The sequence below is a fragment of the Streptomyces tirandamycinicus genome, from assembly GCF_003097515.1.
GTDB classification, from domain to species: domain Bacteria; phylum Actinomycetota; class Actinomycetes; order Streptomycetales; family Streptomycetaceae; genus Streptomyces; species Streptomyces tirandamycinicus.
Window position 1 is genome coordinate 4867787 of record NZ_CP029188.1, and the last position, 17909, is coordinate 4885695.

Annotated in this window: 11 protein-coding genes; 8 read left to right on the forward strand and 3 right to left on the reverse strand. The window is 72.4% G+C overall.

What is annotated here, in order from left to right:
- The first annotated feature begins 6 nt into the window (after positions 1 to 6).
- Positions 7 to 1521, forward strand: coding sequence for an Asp-tRNA(Asn)/Glu-tRNA(Gln) amidotransferase subunit GatB (gatB, locus tag DDW44_RS21585; RefSeq protein ID WP_018891298.1), 1515 nt, complete (start codon positions 7 to 9; stop codon positions 1519 to 1521).
- A 262-nt stretch (positions 1522 to 1783) separates the two neighbouring features.
- Here gatB and DDW44_RS21590 read toward each other — a convergent pair whose 3' ends face one another.
- The gene (locus DDW44_RS21590; RefSeq protein ID WP_027735164.1) at positions 1784 to 2701 is read right to left on the reverse strand and encodes a hypothetical protein; all 918 of its coding nucleotides are present in this window, start codon (positions 2699 to 2701) and stop codon (positions 1784 to 1786) included.
- Between the two features lie 199 nt (positions 2702 to 2900).
- Between DDW44_RS21590 and DDW44_RS21595 the strand changes: the two genes are divergently transcribed.
- The 3 genes from DDW44_RS21595 (at position 2901) to DDW44_RS21605 (ending at position 8347) form a co-directional block, all read left to right on the forward strand.
- The gene (locus DDW44_RS21595) at positions 2901 to 4997 is read left to right on the forward strand and encodes a phosphocholine-specific phospholipase C (RefSeq protein WP_108907426.1); all 2097 of its coding nucleotides are present in this window, start codon (positions 2901 to 2903) and stop codon (positions 4995 to 4997) included.
- A gap of 227 nt (positions 4998 to 5224) precedes the next feature.
- Positions 5225 to 7696, forward strand: a complete 2472-nt coding sequence (locus DDW44_RS21600) for an MMPL family transporter (RefSeq protein WP_108907427.1) — start codon at positions 5225 to 5227, stop codon at positions 7694 to 7696.
- A gap of 87 nt (positions 7697 to 7783) precedes the next feature.
- The gene (locus DDW44_RS21605) at positions 7784 to 8347 is read left to right on the forward strand and encodes a GNAT family N-acetyltransferase (protein WP_108907428.1); all 564 of its coding nucleotides are present in this window, start codon (positions 7784 to 7786) and stop codon (positions 8345 to 8347) included.
- A 205-nt stretch (positions 8348 to 8552) separates the two neighbouring features.
- Here DDW44_RS21605 and DDW44_RS21610 read toward each other — a convergent pair whose 3' ends face one another.
- Both DDW44_RS21610 and DDW44_RS21615 read right to left on the reverse strand, forming a co-directional pair.
- Positions 8553 to 9683, reverse strand: coding sequence for a PQQ-dependent sugar dehydrogenase (locus DDW44_RS21610; protein ID WP_244224222.1), 1131 nt, complete (start codon positions 9681 to 9683; stop codon positions 8553 to 8555).
- Positions 9684 to 9838: 155 nt separating this feature from the next.
- Positions 9839 to 10840 (reverse strand): aldo/keto reductase, encoded by a 1002-nt coding sequence (locus tag DDW44_RS21615; protein ID WP_027735168.1) that lies wholly within the window; start codon positions 10838 to 10840, stop codon positions 9839 to 9841.
- Positions 10841 to 10929: 89 nt separating this feature from the next.
- Between DDW44_RS21615 and DDW44_RS21620 the strand changes: the two genes are divergently transcribed.
- The 4 genes from DDW44_RS21620 to ilvN all read left to right on the forward strand — a co-directional run bounded on the left by DDW44_RS21620 (position 10930) and on the right by ilvN (position 17809).
- Positions 10930 to 11880, forward strand: a complete 951-nt coding sequence (locus DDW44_RS21620; protein WP_199782105.1) for a 2-hydroxyacid dehydrogenase — start codon at positions 10930 to 10932, stop codon at positions 11878 to 11880.
- A 399-nt stretch (positions 11881 to 12279) separates the two neighbouring features.
- On the forward strand, positions 12280 to 15132 hold the full coding sequence (locus tag DDW44_RS21625; RefSeq protein WP_108907429.1) for a putative bifunctional diguanylate cyclase/phosphodiesterase: 2853 nt from the start codon (positions 12280 to 12282) through the stop codon (positions 15130 to 15132).
- Positions 15133 to 15374: 242 nt separating this feature from the next.
- On the forward strand, positions 15375 to 17261 hold the full coding sequence (locus DDW44_RS21630; RefSeq protein ID WP_108907430.1) for an acetolactate synthase large subunit: 1887 nt from the start codon (positions 15375 to 15377) through the stop codon (positions 17259 to 17261).
- 23 nt (positions 17262 to 17284) lie between these two features.
- Positions 17285 to 17809, forward strand: a complete 525-nt coding sequence (gene ilvN, locus DDW44_RS21635; RefSeq protein ID WP_017946758.1) for an acetolactate synthase small subunit — start codon at positions 17285 to 17287, stop codon at positions 17807 to 17809.
- Positions 17810 to 17909: the final 100 nt, after the last annotated feature.

Here is a 17909-nt window from a genome sequence, read left to right on the forward strand (position 1 = left end):
TTCACCGTGACCGTCACGACTGACCTGGTGTCGTACGAGGACGCACTCGCGTCGTACGACCCCGTCATGGGCCTGGAGGTCCATGTCGAACTCGGCACCAGGACCAAGATGTTCTGCGGCTGCTCGACCGAGCTGGGCGCCGAGCCCAACTCGCAGACCTGCCCCACCTGCCTGGGCCTGCCCGGCTCGCTGCCGGTGGTCAACGCGGTCGGCGTCGAGTCCGCCGTCAAGATCGGCCTCGCGCTGCACTGCGAGATCGCCGAATGGTGCCGCTTCGCCCGGAAGAACTACTTCTATCCGGACATGCCGAAGAACTTCCAGACCTCGCAGTACGACGAGCCGATCGCCTTCGACGGCTATCTGGACGTCCAGCTGGAGGACGGCGAGATCTTCCGCGTGGAGATCGAGCGGGCCCACATGGAGGAGGACACGGGCAAGTCGACGCACGTCGGCGGCGCCACCGGCCGTATCCACGGCGCGTCCCACTCCCTGCTCGACTACAACCGGGCCGGCATCCCGCTCATCGAGATCGTCACCAAGCCCATCGTGGGCGCCGGTGACCGCGCCCCCGAGGTCGCCAAGGCGTACGTCGCCGAACTGCGCGAGCTCATCCGGGCCCTCGGCGTGTCCGAGGCCCGGATGGAGATGGGCCAGATGCGCTGCGACGTGAACCTCTCGCTGATGCCGAAGGGTTCGGAGACGTTCGGCACCCGGAGCGAGACCAAGAACGTCAACTCGCTGCGCAGCGTGGAGCGCGCCGTCCGCTTCGAGATCCAGCGTCACGCCGCGGTGCTGGGCGACGGCGGCACGATCGTGCAGGAGACCCGTCACTTCCACGAGGACGACGGCAGCACGACGTCCGGCCGGGTCAAGGAGGAGGCCGAGGACTACCGGTACTTCCCGGAGCCCGACCTCGTCCCGGTCGCCCCGTCCCGTGAGTGGGTCGAGGAGCTCCGCGCCGGGCTGCCCGAGCTGCCGCGGGTGCGCCGCAACCGCCTCCGCGAGGAGTGGGGCGTGTCCGGGCACGACATGCAGTCGATCCTGAACGCGGGCGCGCTCGACCCGATCGTGGCCACCATCGCGGCGGGCGCCGACCCCGTCTCCGCCCGCAAGTGGTGGATGGGCGAGCTGGCGCGCAACGCCAACGAGTCCGGCCGCTCGCTCGAGGAGCTGCCGATCACACCGGAGCAGGTCGCCCGGGTGACCGCACTGGTCGCGGACGGCTCGCTCAACGACAAGCTGGCCCGCCAGGTCATCGAGGGCGTGCTGGCCGGTGAGGGCGACCCGGACGCGGTCGTCGAGAAGCGGGGCCTGAAGGTGGTCTCCGACGAGGGCGCGCTGGGCGCGGCCGTCGACGAGGCGATCGCCGGCAACGCCGCCGTCGCCGACAAGATCCGGGGCGGCAAGGTCGCCGCGGTCGGCGCGCTGGTCGGCGCCGTCATGAAGGCCACGCGCGGCCAGGCCGACGCGGCCCGGGTCAAGGAGCTGATCCTGCAGAAGCTCGGCGTGACCGAGGGCTGATCCCCGGCGCTTCGACACGAGGGGTGGGACGCCGTGCCGGTGTCCCACCCCGCACCGTCTTCTCCGGTACGGGAAGGGTTCCGCGGCGGTACGCGTGGGCGTCGGCAGGTCCGTATCCCCGCGGGCCGGTGCCGGGGCGGGCGTCGGCAGGTCCGTATCCCGGGGCGCGGCGTGGGTCTCGGTGCGTGCGTATGCCCTGACCCGGGGCGCGGCGTGGGTCTCGGTGCGTGCGTATGCCCCGACCCGGGGCCCGGCGTGGACCTCAGTACGTCCGTATCCCCAGACCCGGCAGCCACAGCTCACCGCGGCCGTCGACGCCGGCTTCCCGGGCGGACAGCTCCTGCGGGCCGCTCGCGCCGCGCGAGCGGAGTTCCGCGACGGCCAGCCGCGCCGCCGCGGTCGGGGAGCTCTCCGCGGCCTCCGGGAACGCCGAATGCCACCAGCCCCGGTCGTGGCCGTGCCAGCCGCATTCCCGCATCAGCCAGTCCCGCTCGGGTCCCTGCTCCGCGTCCCGGTCGTCTATCGCGACCCCCAGCCCCTCGTCCGGGCTGTACGAGACGACGAGATCTCGGCCGGGATCCCGGTCGGCCACCACCGTGAACCCGGCCCAGTCGCCCGGTACCTGCACCGGAAGCTGCTCCGCCCAAGCGGCGAGCAGCAGCTCCAGGGCGCTCTCCAACTGCTCCCAGTCACCCGCGAGCCGATGGTCCGGGCGCCGCCCGGGCGACTCGCCCGGCCCGCCGCGATACAGCTGCCAGCTGTACGGCAGCAGGTCGAAGTCGTGCGGCTCGTCGGCCGACCAGGCGCCGCCCCAGGTGAAGCAGCTGTGCTCACCGTGCTCCAGCTCCTCCGGCCGGTGGACCGAGAGCGTGACATGGAACCGGTCTCCCGACAGCAGCACCAGCCGGTCCGCGTCACGCCAGCGGACACTGGGACCCCAAGCGGATCCGCCGTACAGCGTCGGCTCCCCGATCGCGGCGACGATCGGCCCGTAGACCTGCCGGAACGCCTCACGCCGCTCCATCCGCGTCGCCTCGGGCGGATGGCGCACGATGGCGACCGGCGGCCCGCCCAGATGGTCCCCGGGCGACCGGTGCAGGTGCCGGGCGATCTCGGCGGCCGTGGTGGCCGTGGTGGCCGCCGTGGTGATGACGGTCTGCGATTCCCCCCTACTGGTCATGAGCCCATGGTGACAGTCCGCTGCGACAGCGCCACCGAATTGGCTCCGACGGCCCGTCGGCCACTGGCGGGATCCCGCCCGGAGGCTCCCGGGTCGGGGTGCCCTTTCGGACGTTCATCCCGCGGTCGTCCACGGGCCTTTCCTCCGCCACCCTGCCTCACTAGCTTCCGGGCGGTAACGAGGGACTCAGGAGGATCACTTGGCCACCGACATCTCACGGCGACGGCTGTTCGCACTCGGCGGGGGCGCACTCGGCGCCGCCGCGGCCGGGTCCCTGCTGCCGCCCTCCCTGCAGGCGGCGCTCGCCGCCGAGCCGCCCGCCGGCGGTCTGCGCGCGATCCGGCACGTGGTGGTCCTGATGCAGGAGAACCGGTCCTTCGACCACTACTTCGGCACCCTGCGCGGGGTGCGCGGCTTCGGCGACCGCAACGCCGTCGAACTCCCCTCGGGGAACTCCGTCTTCGAACAGCCCGGGCTGGGCGGCCCCGTGCTGCCGTTCCCGGTGCGGGGCGCCGCCGAGACCCAGGCGAAGGACCTGCAGTACATCGGCGACCTCGACCACTCCTGGGACGGCGGCGCGCGGGCGTGGCGCGACGGCTGGATGGACGGCTGGATCCCCGCGAAGACCGCCGCGACCATGGCCTACTACGACCGCCGCGACATCCCCCTGCACTACGAGCTGGCCGACACCTTCACCGTCTGCGACGCCTACCACTCCTCGATCCACACGTCGACGAGCCCCAACCGCAACCACCTCTGGAGCGGCTGGACCGGTTACGAGGCGGACGGCAGCCGTGCCGTGACGAACGCCGCGTACGCCGAGGGCACCCACCCCGGCTACCCGTGGCCCACGTACGCGGAGCGGCTGGAGCGGGCGGGCCGCAGCTGGAAGACGTACCAGGAGTGGGAGAACTTCACCGACAACAACATCGAGTTCTTCACCACCTTCAAGCGGATCGCCCGGAAGGCGCTCGCCCGGACCGGCGGCTTCACCTACATGGAGGCCTTCTACGCGAGGGTCCGCGACAGCGCGGACCCGGCCGAGCGCGAGCGGCTGCTCGCCGCGCTGGAGGAGGGCGTCGCGGCGCTGGACCCGGCGGAGCGGTCGCTCTTCGAACGTGGGCTGCGGCGCGGTGAGACCGGCAGCCTCGCCGAGCGGTTCCGTGCCGATGTGGCGAGCGGGGAACTCCCGGAGGTCTCGTACCTGGTGCCGAGCGCGATCGACTCCGAGCACCCCGGCTCCTCCTCGCCGATCGCCTCGGCGACCCTCGTCTACAAGGTGCTGGACGCCCTCGGCTCCCACCCCGACGTCTGGCGGCACACCGTCGTGCTGATCAACTACGACGAGAACGACGGGTTCTTCGACCATGTGCCGCCGCCGGTCCCGCCCGCCGGCGACACCCGCGAGCGCTGGCAGGGCAGGCCCACCGGCCTCGGCATCCGGGTCCCGCTGCTCGTGGTCTCCCCGTGGACCGTCGGTGGCTGGGTCTGCTCCGAGACCTTCGACCACACCTCGGTGATCCGGTTCCTGGAGAAGTGGACGGGGATCGCGGAGCCCAACATCACCCCATGGCGGCGCGCCGTCGCAGGCGACCTCACCTCCGCGTTCGACTTCCGGCACGGCCGGCGGCTGCCCGAGGTGGCGCGGCCGGGTCCGATCCCGCCGTTCACGGGCCGGTGGCAGCCGCGGCCGCCGAAGGTCCAGCGCATGCCCGTGCAGGAGCCGGGTACCCGCCCGGCGCGTCCGCTGCCGTACCAGCCCGACGCCTGGGCGAGGGCCGGCGGGGAGGAGGTGACGGTCGCGCTCGCCAACACCGGGCGGGAGAGCGTGCACTTCGCGCTCTACCCGTACGCCGGTGAGTTCCCCGTCCCGCAGCACAGGGACGTGAAGGGCGCGGCGCGGTGGAGCGTGCCCGTCGCCGGGGACGCCTACCGCTTCACCATCACCGGGCCGAACGGCTTCCGCCGGGAGTTCGAGGGACCGGCCACGGACGCGGGCCCCGAGGTCGCCTCGCGGATCGACCGGCACGACCGCGACCTGCATCTCACCTTCCGCAACGGCGGGAAGAGTGCCGTCACCTTCACCCTCCGCCCGCTCGGGTACGCCGACGAGGAGGACCTGGGGGACTGGACCCGCGAGATCACGGTGAAGCCCGGCCGCAGCCGCAGCCTCGTCCACTCTGCCGCCGACGCCCACGGCTGGTACGACGTGGAGGTGACGACGGACGACGGGAGCGGCTTCCGCCGTCGTCTCATGGGGCACATCGAGGACGGGCGGCCCAGCGTCTCCGGTTGAGTTCGCGGGCGGACGGGACGGCGGCGGAACGCGGACAGACGGTACGTCCGGCAGGGGAGTTCGGCGGCGGCCCCGCCCCGTATTCCCCCACCGCTGTGAGTATGGCCACGAACCGGGCGAAGGGGCCCTAACGATCACTTTCTCCTGAGAGAGTGTTGCCCTGCAGGTCATGTGTTCTTTGCGGGCAGTTCCCAGTGAAGATCCACGAACCACCAGGGAGCTCGTCCGTGTCCGCCATCGCCCGGTGGTGCATCAGGCACCGACTCGTCGCCGTCCTGCTCTGGCTGTCGGCCCTCTGCGGCGTCTCGGTGGCCGCGGCGTTCACGGGTACTGCGTACTCGAACGACTACGACGTGCCCGGCACCGAGTCGGGGCGGGCCGCCGACCTCCTCCGGGACGGCTTTCAGGGCGGCTTCGACGGCGGGGACACCATCGTCTGGCACAGCGCTCGGGGCAGCGTCCGGGCGGCCGCCGTCGAGCAGCGGATGACCGCGATGCTGGAGAAGGTCGAGCGGCTGGACGGCGTCGTCTCGGTCACCGGCCCGTACGGGGAGTCCCCGGAGCCCGGGTCCGAGAAGGGCGCTGACAAGGGCGTCGGCAAGAGCGCTGACGAGGGCGCTGACGAGGGCGTCGAGAAGGGCGCCGACAAGGCGGTTGGGAAGGGCACCGGGAAGGACTCCGACAAGGGCTTCAGGAAGGACGCCGACAAGGGCTCCGGGAATGGCGCCGACAAGGCGGTTGGGAAGGACGCCGAGGCGGGCTCCGCGAAGGACTCGGGCTCCGCGAAGGACTCCGGCGCGGATTCCGAGGAGACGGGCGGAGCCGCGCAGATCAGCGAGGACGGGCGTACGGCCTATGCGACCGTCGTCTTCGAGGGGAAGGCCGGGGACGTCCCCGAGGCCCAGGCGCGTGCCGTCGTCGAAACGGCCAAGGCGGCCGCCGGCGACGGTCTCCAGGTCGAACTCGGCGGCAGCGCCACCGCGCTCACCGAGACGCCCACCTCGCATCTCGCGGAGGTCGTCGGAGTCGCGGTGGCCGCCGTGGTCCTCTTCCTCGCCTTCGGGTCGGTGGCGGCCAGCCTGCTGCCCCTCGCCACCGCGCTCGTCAGCGTCGGCGCCGCGTACGCGGGCATCGTGCTCCTCGGCCATGCCATGGACGTGGCGGACTTCGCGCCCGTGCTCGGGCTGTTGATCGGGCTCGGCGTCGGGATCGACTACGCGCTGTTCATCGTCACCCGGCACCGCAAGGGCCTGCGGCGCGGGCTCCCGGTGGCCGAGGCCGCCGAGAACGCCGTGGCGACGACGGGCCGCGCGGTCGTCTTCGCCGGTCTCACCGTCTGCATCGCGCTGCTGGGCATGCTGGTCCTGGGGCTCTCCTTCCTCAACGGAGTGGCGATCGCCGCCTGCCTGACCGTCCTGCTGACCGTCGCCGCCTCGGTGACCCTGCTGCCCGCGTTGCTGTCCTTCATCGGGATGCGCGCGCTGAGCCGCCCCGAACGCAGGCGGCTCGCCCGGCGCGGCCCCCGGCCGGAGCTCCCGACCGGGTTGTCCGCACGCTGGTCCGCCTTCGTCGAGCGCCGCCCCAAGACGCTGGGGCTGGTCGCCACCGTCGTGATGGCCGTTCTCGCGCTGCCCGCGTTCTCCCTCCACCTCGGTACCTCCGACCAGGGCAACGACCCCGCTTCCAGCACCACCCGCAAGGCGTACGACCTGATCGCCGAGGGCTTCGGGCCGGGCGCCAACGGACCGCTCACGCTCGTCGCCGCCCTCGACGGTGCGGACGACCGGCTGGCGATGCAGCAGCTGCCCGCCGCCCTGCGGGCCACCGAGGGCGTCGCCTCCGTCAGTCCCGTGACGTTCAACAGCCGGTCCGACACGGCCGTGGTCGTCGTGGTCCCCGACTCGGCGCCCCAGTCGCAGCGGACCAGCGAACTCGTCGACCGGCTGCGCGCCGATGTGCTGCCCGCCGCCGGGAGCGGGACCTCTCTCGAGGTCCACGTCGGCGGGGTGACCGCGAGCTACGACGACTTCGCCGAGGTGATCGTCGGGAAACTGCCGCCGTTCGTCGGGGTCGTCATCGCGCTGGGCTGTGTGCTGCTGCTGCTCGCGTTCCGCTCGGTCGGCATACCGCTCAAGGCCGCGCTGATGAACGTGGCCGCGGTCGCCTCCGCGTTCGGCGTCGTCGTCGCGGTCTTCCAGTGGGGCTGGGGCGCCGAGCTGCTGGGACTCGGGGGCGCGGGGCCGATCGAGCCCTTCCTCCCGGTGATCATGGTGTCGGTGCTCTTCGGGCTCTCGATGGACTACCAGGTGTTCCTGGTGAGCCGGATGTACGAGGAGTGGCTGGAGACGCGGGACAACCGGCGTGCCGTACGGGTGGGCCTCGCCGAGACCAGCCGGGTGATCAACTCGGCGGCGATCATCATGATCTCCGTCTTCCTCGCGTTCGTCCTCGGCGGCGACCGGGTCATCGCGATGTTCGGCATCGGGCTCGCCGCCGCGGTCGCCCTGGACGCCTTCGTCCTGCGCACCCTGCTGGTGCCGGCGCTCATGCACATGCTGGGCGGTGCCAACTGGTGGCTGCCGCGCTGGCTGGACCGCAGGCTCCCGCGCATCAGCATCGAAACCCCCGAGAGCCCTCCGGCCGCGCATGCGAGGATCACCGGAGTGCGGGTGGGCGAGGACGGCCCGCTCGTGCGGTAGACCGGTACGAAGACCACCGGCCGACCGGGACGAGGACCACGGAGCGGCCCCGGCGCGCATGACGCGTCACGGGGTGTGAGGAGCGGGATGTTCGCGATACCCCTGGGCGACGGCGCCGAGCTGCGGCCCGTCGAACCCTGGCAGGCGCAGGAGTTCCTGGAGCACATCGAACGCGCCCGGGAGTACGCCCGCCCCTGGGTGCCGCTGATGGTGAGGGTGACGGACGTCGAGTCGGCCCGGGCCCTGCTCCAGGACTTCGCCGACAGGCAGGCCGCGGACACCGGCCGGCTCTGGGCCGTCCGGCTCGACGGCACGCTCGTCGGCGGGGTGCTCTTCCGGGTCTTCGACACCGCGAACGAGACCTGCGAGGTCGGCGTCTGGCTGGAGCCGGCCGCCGCCGGACGGGGACTGGTCGGCAGGGCCGTCGAGGTGCTCGTCGACTGGGCCGTCGAGGAGCGCGGGATGCACCGCGTCGAATGGCTCGCCTCCTCCGCCAACCACCGGTCCATCGCCGTGGCGAAGCGGCTCGGGATGAGCCGGGACGGAGTGCTGCGCGAGAGCTTCCCATGGCAGGGGGTCCGCCACGACATGGAGGTCTGGTCCGTCCTGGCGCCCGAGTGGCGGGCGCGCCGCGAGGCCGGGCGCCGCTGAGCAGCCGAGGGGCGGAGGGGCGGCACGGGAGCCGAGGGAGGGCGGCGGCAGGCGCGGGGGAGAAGGCGAGTCGGCCCGCCCGCACCCGTGCCTCAGCCCCCGCCCGGTGGGTGCGCGCCCCCGTACGGCTCCCGGTCAGCCGACGCCCGTACCCACCCCCCGGGCGAACCCGGCACCCGTCCGGCCGTGGGTGGCGGGCCGGGGGTCACTCGACCGTCAGCCGCAGGATCCTGTCGTCCCCGGCCCCCGGCGTGCCCCTGTTGTCCGTCTCGCTGGTGACCAGCCAGACGTCGCGTCCGCCCGCGCTCCCGGCGACCGGCAGGACCGTGCGCAGCCGGCCGTACTCCCCCTCGAGGAACGCCTGCGGGGCCGCGGACGGTTCGGTGCCGGCGAGCGGGATCCGCCAGAGGCGCTCGCCCCTGAGCCCCGCCATCCAGATGGACCCCGCGGCGTAGGCGATCCCGCTCGGTGACGCCTCCTCCGTGCGCCACTGCGCCACCGGGTCCACCAGTCCGGCCTTCCCGGCCCTGCCCTCGGCGTCGGGCCAGCCGTAGTTCCTCCCCGGCTCGACGAGGTTCAGCTCGTCCCAGGTGTTCTGCCCGAACTCGGAGGCCCACAGCCGCTTCTGCGCGTCCCAGGCGAGGCCCTGCACATTGCGGTGGCCGTACGAATAGACCACGGAGTCGGCCGACGGGTTGCCGTGGACGGGGCGGCCGTCGGGGGCCATTCGGAGGATCTTGCCGCCGAGGGACTCCCTGTCCTGGGCCAGCCCCGGCTCACCGGCCTCGCCGGTGCCCGCGTACAGCATCCCGTCGGGGCCGAAGGCGATCCGCCCGCCGTTGTGGATACGGCCCTTGGGGATGCCCCGCAGGATCGTGTCGGGCGCGCCGAGCTGCTGCCCCGCCGGCTTGCGCTCGTCGTACAGCATGCGGGCGATGCGGTTGTCGGACGCGGTGGTGAAGTACGCGTACACCAGGTGGTCCGAGGCGAAGTCGGGGGAGACGGCGAGGCCCATCAGCCCGCCCTCGCCGGCCGGGGCCACGCCCGGCACCGAGCCGATCACCGTCTGCTTCCCGGTCTCGGCGTCGACGCGGGTGATCGTGCCCTCGTCGCGTGACGACACCAGCAGGTCGCCGCCGGGAAGGGCCGCGAGGCCCCAGGGCGACTTCAGATCCCGGGTGAGTGTGACCGCCACCTTCACCGACCCCTTGGCCGGGGGTGCCGTCACGGAGGGGCCGCCGGCCGTGGCCGACGGTGGCGCCGGGCGGGAGGGAGTGCCGTCCCGGCCGGCCGAAGCCCCTGCCCCGCCGTCGGACGAGCATCCGGTGGAGAGCATCAGCGCGGCAGCTGCCAGCAGGGCCGTCACCACTGAACGTTGCACTGTCCTGGTTCCCTTCGCCGGGTCGACGGTGCGGCGCGCGGACCGCGGGAGCCGCCCGCCCGCCGGCCCCCGCACCGCGGCCCGGCCCGGGGTTGCCGTCGTTCACGAACCTACTGGTCCCAGGATCCCCTGGCGGGCGGCAGTGCCGCGATCTCGGCGGCGTCCCGCGGCGTCAGCTCCAGCCGCGCCGCGGCCGCGTTCTCCACCGCCCACCGCTCCCGCTTGGCGCCCGGCACCGGTACGACATGGCGACCCTGCCCCAGGACCCAGGCCAGCGCCACCTGGGCGGGGGTCGTGCCGGGGCCGTGCCGTTCGGCGATCCTGCGCAGCCCCGCCACCAGCGGCTGGTTCGCCGCCATCATCTCCGCGGTGAACCGCGGGTGCCGGGCCCGCAGGTCGTCGGGCTCGAAGCCCTCTCCGGGCGTCAGCGTGCCGGTGAGGAAGCCGCTGCCCAGCGGCATCGCGGCCATGAGGCCCACACCCCGCGCCTCGCACCAGGGCAGCAGTGAGTCCAGCGCCTCGGGCGACCACACCGACAGCTCCGCCTGGACCGCGCTCACCGGGAAGACCTGCTGCATCCGCTCCAGCTGCCGGATCGTTTCGTCGTGGCGCCCCGCGCCGGGTCTGCGCGACGCGCGGGCCCCCACCGCGCACAGTCCCAGTGCCCGGACCTTCCCGGCCGACACGAGCTCCGCCATGGCCCCCCAGGTCTCCTCCACGGGGACCTCCGGGTCCGCCCGGTGGAGCTGGTACAGGTCGATGACGTCGGTCCCGAGCCGGCGCAGCGACGCGTCACAGGCCCGCCGCACGTACCCGGGCCGGCCGTTGGCGACGATGTGCTGGTCGCCGACGAGGAGTCCGACCTTCGTCGAGACGAAGACGTCGGCCCGACGGTCCTTCAGCACCCTGCCCAGCAGCAGCTCGTTGGTGAAGGGGCCGTACATGTCGGCCGTGTCGAGCAGCGTCACACCGGCGTCCAGCGCCGCGTGCACCGCCCGGAGCGACCGGTCGCCGCGCTGCTGCGAGCCGGTGTACCCCCAGCTCATCGGCATGCATCCGAGGCCGATCGCGCCCACCCCGAGCGCCGCCGCACCGATTGTCCTGCGGTCCACCTGCCCGTACCCCTCCTCGTGCCGCCCCCCAAACTAACGTCCGGCTCCCGCCCCGCCGCGCCCAGCCTCCGGCGGTTAGCCTCCTGACCATGACTGCTGACGTGTGGCTCCCGATTCCGGCCGACGAGATCGAAGGGCTCCCCGCTCCGGCGGAGGCGGGGCTGAACTACCGCTTCTGGGACGGCGGACAGCACTTCCCCGCGGACCCCGCGGACTGCGCCTTCTACGCCGTCCCGTACATGAAGGGCACGGAGGTCGCCGTGCGTCCGCTCGCCGCCATGACGCGTCTGCGGGTCGTGCAGACCCTCTCGGCGGGCATCGACCACGTCGAGCCGGGCCTCGGCTCCCTGCCGTCCGGAGTGCGGTTGTGCAACGCCAGGGGAGTCCACGAGGCGAGCACGGCGGAGCTCACCCTCGCCCTGGTCCTCGCCTCCCTGCGCGGCATCCCCCGCTTCGTGGAGGGCATGCGCCGGGAGGAGTGGCACGCGGGCTTCTACCCGGCCCTCGCCGACAAGTCCGTGCTCATCGTCGGCTACGGCTCGATCGGCGCGGCCATCGAGGACCGGCTCGTGCCGTTTGAATGCGCGCGGGTGGCGCGCGTCGCGCGCTCCGCCCGTACTACCGAGCGCGGCCAAGTGCACGCACTCACCGATCTGCCCGCTCTGCTCCCGGAAGCCGACGTGGTGATCCTCTGCACGCCGCTCACGCCGGCGACGCGTCATCTCGCGGGCGCCGGATTCCTCTCCCGGATGAAGGACGGCGCCCTGCTGGTGAACGTGGCGCGCGGACCGGTCGTCGACACCGAAGCGCTGCTCAAGGAGGTCGAGTCCGGCCGGATCACCGCGGCGCTCGACGTCACCGACCCCGAGCCGCTGCCCGCCGGGCACCCGCTCTGGCACGCCCCCGGCGTCCTCATCAGCCCTCATGTCGGCGGCTCCACCTCGGCGTTCATGCCGCGCGCCAAGCGGCTGCTGGCCGGGCAGCTGACCCGGTACGCGGCGGGCGAGCCGCTGCGAAACGTGGTCCTCACGACCGCGTAGACGCCACACTGGTACGCCCGGACACCGTGCGGAGTCGTACGGATGCGCGCAGTGCCGACAAGTGTCGACAAACTGCCTTGCCGTCACGGAGCGTAGACGACCTATGTCCCTGAGTGACGACTCTGGTGTATCGTCCCGACTTGGGGGCTGCGTCGGGTTCGAGAACGGCGCTGCGGAGCGACCAGACTTCGAGGGGGGTCGACGGGCGATGCACGGCCAGTGGACGAACCATCCGACGCGGCGGGAGCGCCGCCGACCACCCTCGCACGGACCGGTGCCGGGGCCGGCTCTTCGGGCCCGCCCCGGCCCGCCGGACGTGCCCCGCAAGCGCTTCCGGGGCGGCCCGAACGGGCGGCCCCGCGGACGGAGCCGGATGAAGACGCCGTCAGGAGCCGTACGGTGATCGCCCCCGCGGCGCTCCTCGCCCGCCGCCAGGTGCGGGAAGACGGCGGGACGGGACTGCTGCCCCAGGTCCTGCTGGTGCTCGCGAGCGGTGGCTACGCCATCGGCGCGGCGTTCGGCTGGGGATCCGGGCAACTCGCGCTGATCATGGGCGACTTCGGGCTGAGCTGCGCCGCCGGACTCGCCGCGGTCTCCTGCTTCCTCTACGCGCGTGCGCGGGGCAGCCGCTTCCGGCCGGCCTGGATGCTGTTCTCCGTCTCCTCCGCCATGGCCGCCTGCGGGAACGCGGTCTGGGGCTGGTACGAGGTGGTCCTCGGCCGGCCGGTGCCCAGTCCGTCCCCGGCCGACCTGTTCTTCCTCTGCTTCGCCCCGCCCGCCATCGTCGGGCTGCTCGTCCTCGCCAAACGGCCCGTCACCCGGGCCGGCTGGGTGTGCCTGGGGCTGGACGCCTGGCTCATCGGCGGTTCGCTGCTCACCCTCTCCTGGAGCCTCGCCCTCGCGCACACCGCGCACTTCGAGGGCGAGAGCGTGTCCGAGGCGGCGCTGTCCCTCGCGTACCCGCTGCTCGACATCGTTCTCGTCAGCATGGTGCTGGCCCTGCACTTCCGGCGGTCGCACGCCAACAGGTCCGGTATCAACACCGCGATCGCCGCACTCGCCCTGACCGTGCTGTGCGACGCGCTGTTCACCTCCCCCCTGCTGCGGGAGAGCTACCGCTCGGGCCAGTTGCTGGACGCGGGCTGGTTCGCCGCCTCGCTGCTGCTCGCCTACGCGCCCTGGGGGGTGCGCCGGCCGGAGCCGCCCCCGGCGCCGGTCCGCGGCCCGCGTCCGGCGGTCCGGCCCATCACCGGATCGCTCGCCGCCCTGACCCCCTATCTGGCCGCCGCCGTCTGCACGCTCGGCATCCTGTACAACGTCATCGAGGGCCGCCGGGTGGACCGGGTGGTGGTCTTCACCGGGTGCACGGTCGTCCTCGCCCTGGTCGTGCGGCAGGGCATCATGCTGCTCGACAACATCGCCCTGACGCATGAACTCGCCCAGAAGGAGAACCACTTCCGCTCGCTGGTGCAGGGCTCCAGCGACGTGATCATGATTGCCGCCCCGACCGGCGTGCTCCGCTACGTCAGCCCGGCCGCCGCCGGTGTCTACGGCCGTGACGCGGACGAGCTCATCGGCTCCGAGCTGTCGTCGCTCATCCATCCGGAGGACCTCGGACGCGTCGTCCACGAGGTGCGCAGATTCCTCGCGGCGCCGCCCGCCGACGAGCCCACGACCCGGATCGAGTGCCGCTTCAGGTCGGGTACCGGCCAGTGGCTGAACGTCGAGTCCACGGTCAAGCGCCACCAGGGCGGCCTGATCTTCAACAGCAGGGACGTCACCGAACGGGTGCGCCTCCAGGCCCAGCTTCAGCACAACGCCGAGCACGATCCGCTCACCGACCTGCCCAACCGGGCCCTGTTCACCGAACGGGTGCGGCAGGCCCTTTCCGGCCGGCGGGCCGGGGACGCCGGCACGGCCGTGCTCTTCATCGATCTGGACGGCTTCAAGGGAGTGAACGACCGCCACGGCCACCAGGCGGGCGACGAACTGCTGATCCAGGCCGCCCGCCGCCTCCAGGAGTCCGTGCGGGCCGGGGACACCGCGGCCCGGCTCGGGGGTGACGAGTTCGCCGCGCTCATCCTCGGCGACGGCTCACGCGACCAGGGGGCCCGGGAGCGCCAGGTGCAGGAGATCGCCGACCGGCTCCGGCTGATGCTCTCCCAGCCGTACCGGGTGGAGGGCCATGAGCTGCGGGTCGCCGCGTCCATCGGCGTCGCCTTCGCCGAGCCCGGCATCAGCGCCGGCGATCTGCTGCGCAACGCCGACCTGGCCATGTACCGGGCCAAGGCCGGAGGCAAGGACCGGGTCGAGCTCTACGCGCCCCAGATGCAGACCGGGGCCCCCGCGGTCGCGGACCGGTCCGCCCGGGCCCGGCCCGCGCTCCGGGACGGCGAGTTCACCCTGCTCCACCAGCCCGTGGTCGGCCTCGCCGACGGCCGGATCGCGGCCGTGGCGGCGCAGGCGCGCTGGAGATCGTCCCAGGGCATCCTGTTCACCCCCGACGAACTGCGCCGGGTCGCCGAGGACGGCGACCCGACCGCCGGCTTCGGGCACCGGCTGCTGGAGGAGGCCGTCGAGCAGGCGGCGGAGCGGGTCCGGCTCGGTCACCGCATCCCCGTGTCGGTACGGATCCCCGCCCGCAGACTGCTGGACCGGTCCACGCCGCTCGGCTCCATCGAGAGCCTGCTCACCCTCCATGGGCTGCCCTCGGGCTCCCTGGTGATCGAACTGGCCGACAGCGACCCGCGGATCTCCTTCGACGAACTGGAGCACCGCCTGGTGGCGCTGCGCAGACTCGGCGTGCGGATCGCCCTGGACGGTTTCGGCAGCGGATACGCGGCGATCATCGCCCTGCGCAGACTGCCGATCGACGTGCTCAAGCTCGACCGCGGGCTGGTCGAGGGAGTGGTGGAGTCGGCCAGACTGCACAAGATCACCGCGGGGCTGCTGCGGATCGCCCGGGACCTCGGGATGCAGTCCGTGGCGGACGGCGTGGACGGGCCGGAGCAGGTGCTGGCCCTGCGCGCCATGGGATGCACCCACGGTCAGGGGATGGCGTTCTCCGGGCCTCTCGACGAGCACCGGCTCCGCCGTGTGCTGGCGCGCGGCGAGTTCCCGGTGCCCGGCGGGTCCAATCTGCCGGTCCTGTCCGGCCGGACACTGCCCGCCCGGCGCTCCCCGGTCACCCCCGAGATCGTCGGCCGACCCCCGATGCGCTCAAATAATGAGACGCCTGTCCCACCCACTTGACAGCCATGGTGCGCCGGGGAGAGGGTCAGTGCCATGCGCACCCGAATTCTCGTACTTGGACAGCGCGTCGGCTGAAGCACGGCCCTGCACGGGCTCTGCAGACCGCACCGGCGCGCTCCCCTCGCTTGCCTCCCGGCACGAGGGGTTTTTTGTTGCACTGGTACTACCAAAACCCCGCAAAACCCTTCGCCGCACCACCCTCAGCTTCGAGAACCGCTAAAACCCTCAGCTTCGAGAAGAGAATGCCGATGACCGAGCAGGCCACCGGGGCCCACCATCCGCAGCCGCGGGCCCGCACCGGCGGGCACACCCCCGCCACCGTTGAGCACGTCACGGGCGCGCAGTCCCTCATCCGCTCTCTCGAGGAGGTCGGGGCCGAGACGGTGTTCGGCATTCCCGGCGGCGCCATCCTCCCGGCGTACGACCCGCTGATGGACTCCTCCCGGGTGCGCCACATCCTGGTGCGGCACGAGCAGGGCGCGGGGCACGCGGCGACGGGCTACGCGCAGGCCACCGGGAAGGTCGGCGTGTGCATGGCCACCTCCGGCCCGGGTGCCACGAACCTGGTCACGCCGATCGCCGACGCGCACATGGACTCCGTCCCGCTGGTCGCGATCACCGGCCAGGTGGCCAGCAAGGCCATCGGCACGGACGCCTTCCAGGAGGCGGACATCGTCGGCATCACCATGCCGATCACCAAGCACAACTTCCTGGTCACCAAGGCCGAGGACATCCCGCGCACGATCGCCGAGGCCTTCCACATCGCCTCCACCGGCCGCCCCGGCCCGGTCCTGGTCGACATCGCCAAGGACGCCCTCCAGGCGCGGACCACGTTCAGCTGGCCGCCCCAGACCGAACTGCCGGGCTACCGGCCGGTCACCAAGCCGCACGCCAAGCAGATCCGCGAGGCCGCCAAGCTGATCACCCAGGCCAAGCGCCCCGTCCTCTACGTCGGCGGCGGCGTCCTCAAGGCCCGTGCCACCGCCGAGCTGAAGGTCCTCGCGGAGCTCACCAACGCGCCCGTCACCACCACCCTGATGGCGCTCGGCGCCTTCCCCGACAGCCACCCGCTGCACGTGGGGATGCCGGGCATGCACGGTTCGGTCACCGCCGTCACCGCGCTGCAGAAGGCCGACCTGATCGTCGCCCTCGGCGCACGCTTCGACGACCGCGTCACCGGAAAGCTGGACAGCTTCGCGCCCTTCGCGAAGATCGTCCATGCCGACATCGACCCGGCGGAGATCGGCAAGAACCGGGCCGCCGACGTCCCGATCGTCGGTGACGCCCGCGAGGTCATCGCCGACCTGGTCCAGGCCGTCCAGGCGGAGTACAGCGACGGCAACAAGGGCGACTACACCGCCTGGTGGCAGGACCTCGACCGCTGGCGCGAGACCTACCCGCTCGGCTACGACCTGCCGGAGGACGGCAGCCTCTCGCCGCAGCAGGTCATCCAGCGGATCGGCCGGCTCGCGCCGGAGAACACGATCTTCGCGGCCGGCGTCGGCCAGCACCAGATGTGGGCCGCGCACTTCATCGACTACGAGAAGCCGGCCACCTGGCTGAACTCCGGCGGTGCCGGGACCATGGGCTACGCCGTCCCGGCCGCCATGGGCGCCAAGGCCGGGATGCCGGACCGCGCCGTGTGGGCGATCGACGGCGACGGCTGCTTCCAGATGACCAACCAGGAGCTGGTCACCTGCGCCCTGAACGGCATCCCGATCAAGGTCGCGATCATCAACAACGGCGCGCTGGGCATGGTCCGCCAGTGGCAGACCCTGTTCTACAACGAGCGCTACTCCAGCACCGTCCTGCACTCGGACGAGACCGGTCACCACACCATCGGCTCCCAGGTCGGCGCGAGCCAGACCCCCCGCAAGGGCACCCGCATCCCGGACTTCGTGAAGCTGTCCGAGGCCATGGGCTGCGTCGCCCTGCGCTGCGAGGACCCGGCCGAGCTGGACAAGGTGATCGCCGAGGCCAACGCCATCGACGACCGCCCCGTCGTGATCGACTTCATCGTCCACGAGGACGCCATGGTGTGGCCGATGGTCGCCGCCGGCACCTCCAACGACGAGGTCATGGCCGCGCGCGGCGTCCGCCCCGACTTCGGCGACAACGAAGACGACTGAGCGAAGAGAGAGACACGACGACCATGTCCAAGCACACGCTCTCCGTCCTGGTGGAGAACACCCCCGGCATCCTCGCCAGGATCGCCGCCCTCTTCTCCCGCCGCGGCTTCAACATCGACTCGCTCGCCGTCGGAGTCACCGAGCACCCCGACATCTCCCGGATCACCATCGTGGTCAACGTCGCCGACCTGCCGCTGGAGCAGGTGACCAAGCAGCTGAACAAGCTGGTCAACGTGCTGAAGATCGTCGAGCTGGAGCCCAGCGCCGCGATCCAGCGCGAACTCGTCCTGGTCAAGGTCCGCGCCGACAACGAGACCCGCTCCCAGATCGTCGAGATCGTCCAGCTGTTCCGCGCCAAGACCGTGGACGTCTCACCCGAGGCCGTCACGATCGAGGCCACCGGTTCGAGTGACAAGCTGGAGGCCATGCTGAAGATGCTGGAGCAGTTCGGCATCAAGGAACTCGTCCAGTCCGGCACGATCGCCATAGGGCGCGGCGCCCGGTCCATCACGGACCGCAGCCTGCGCGCCCTGGAGCGCAGCGCCTGAGCCGGGCGGCCCGGCCGTCCCAGGCCGGGCCGCCCGGATGGCGAGACCCCCGGACCCCCTCACCGCTCCCCGCCGTACGGTGGGACGCAACACCGGAACA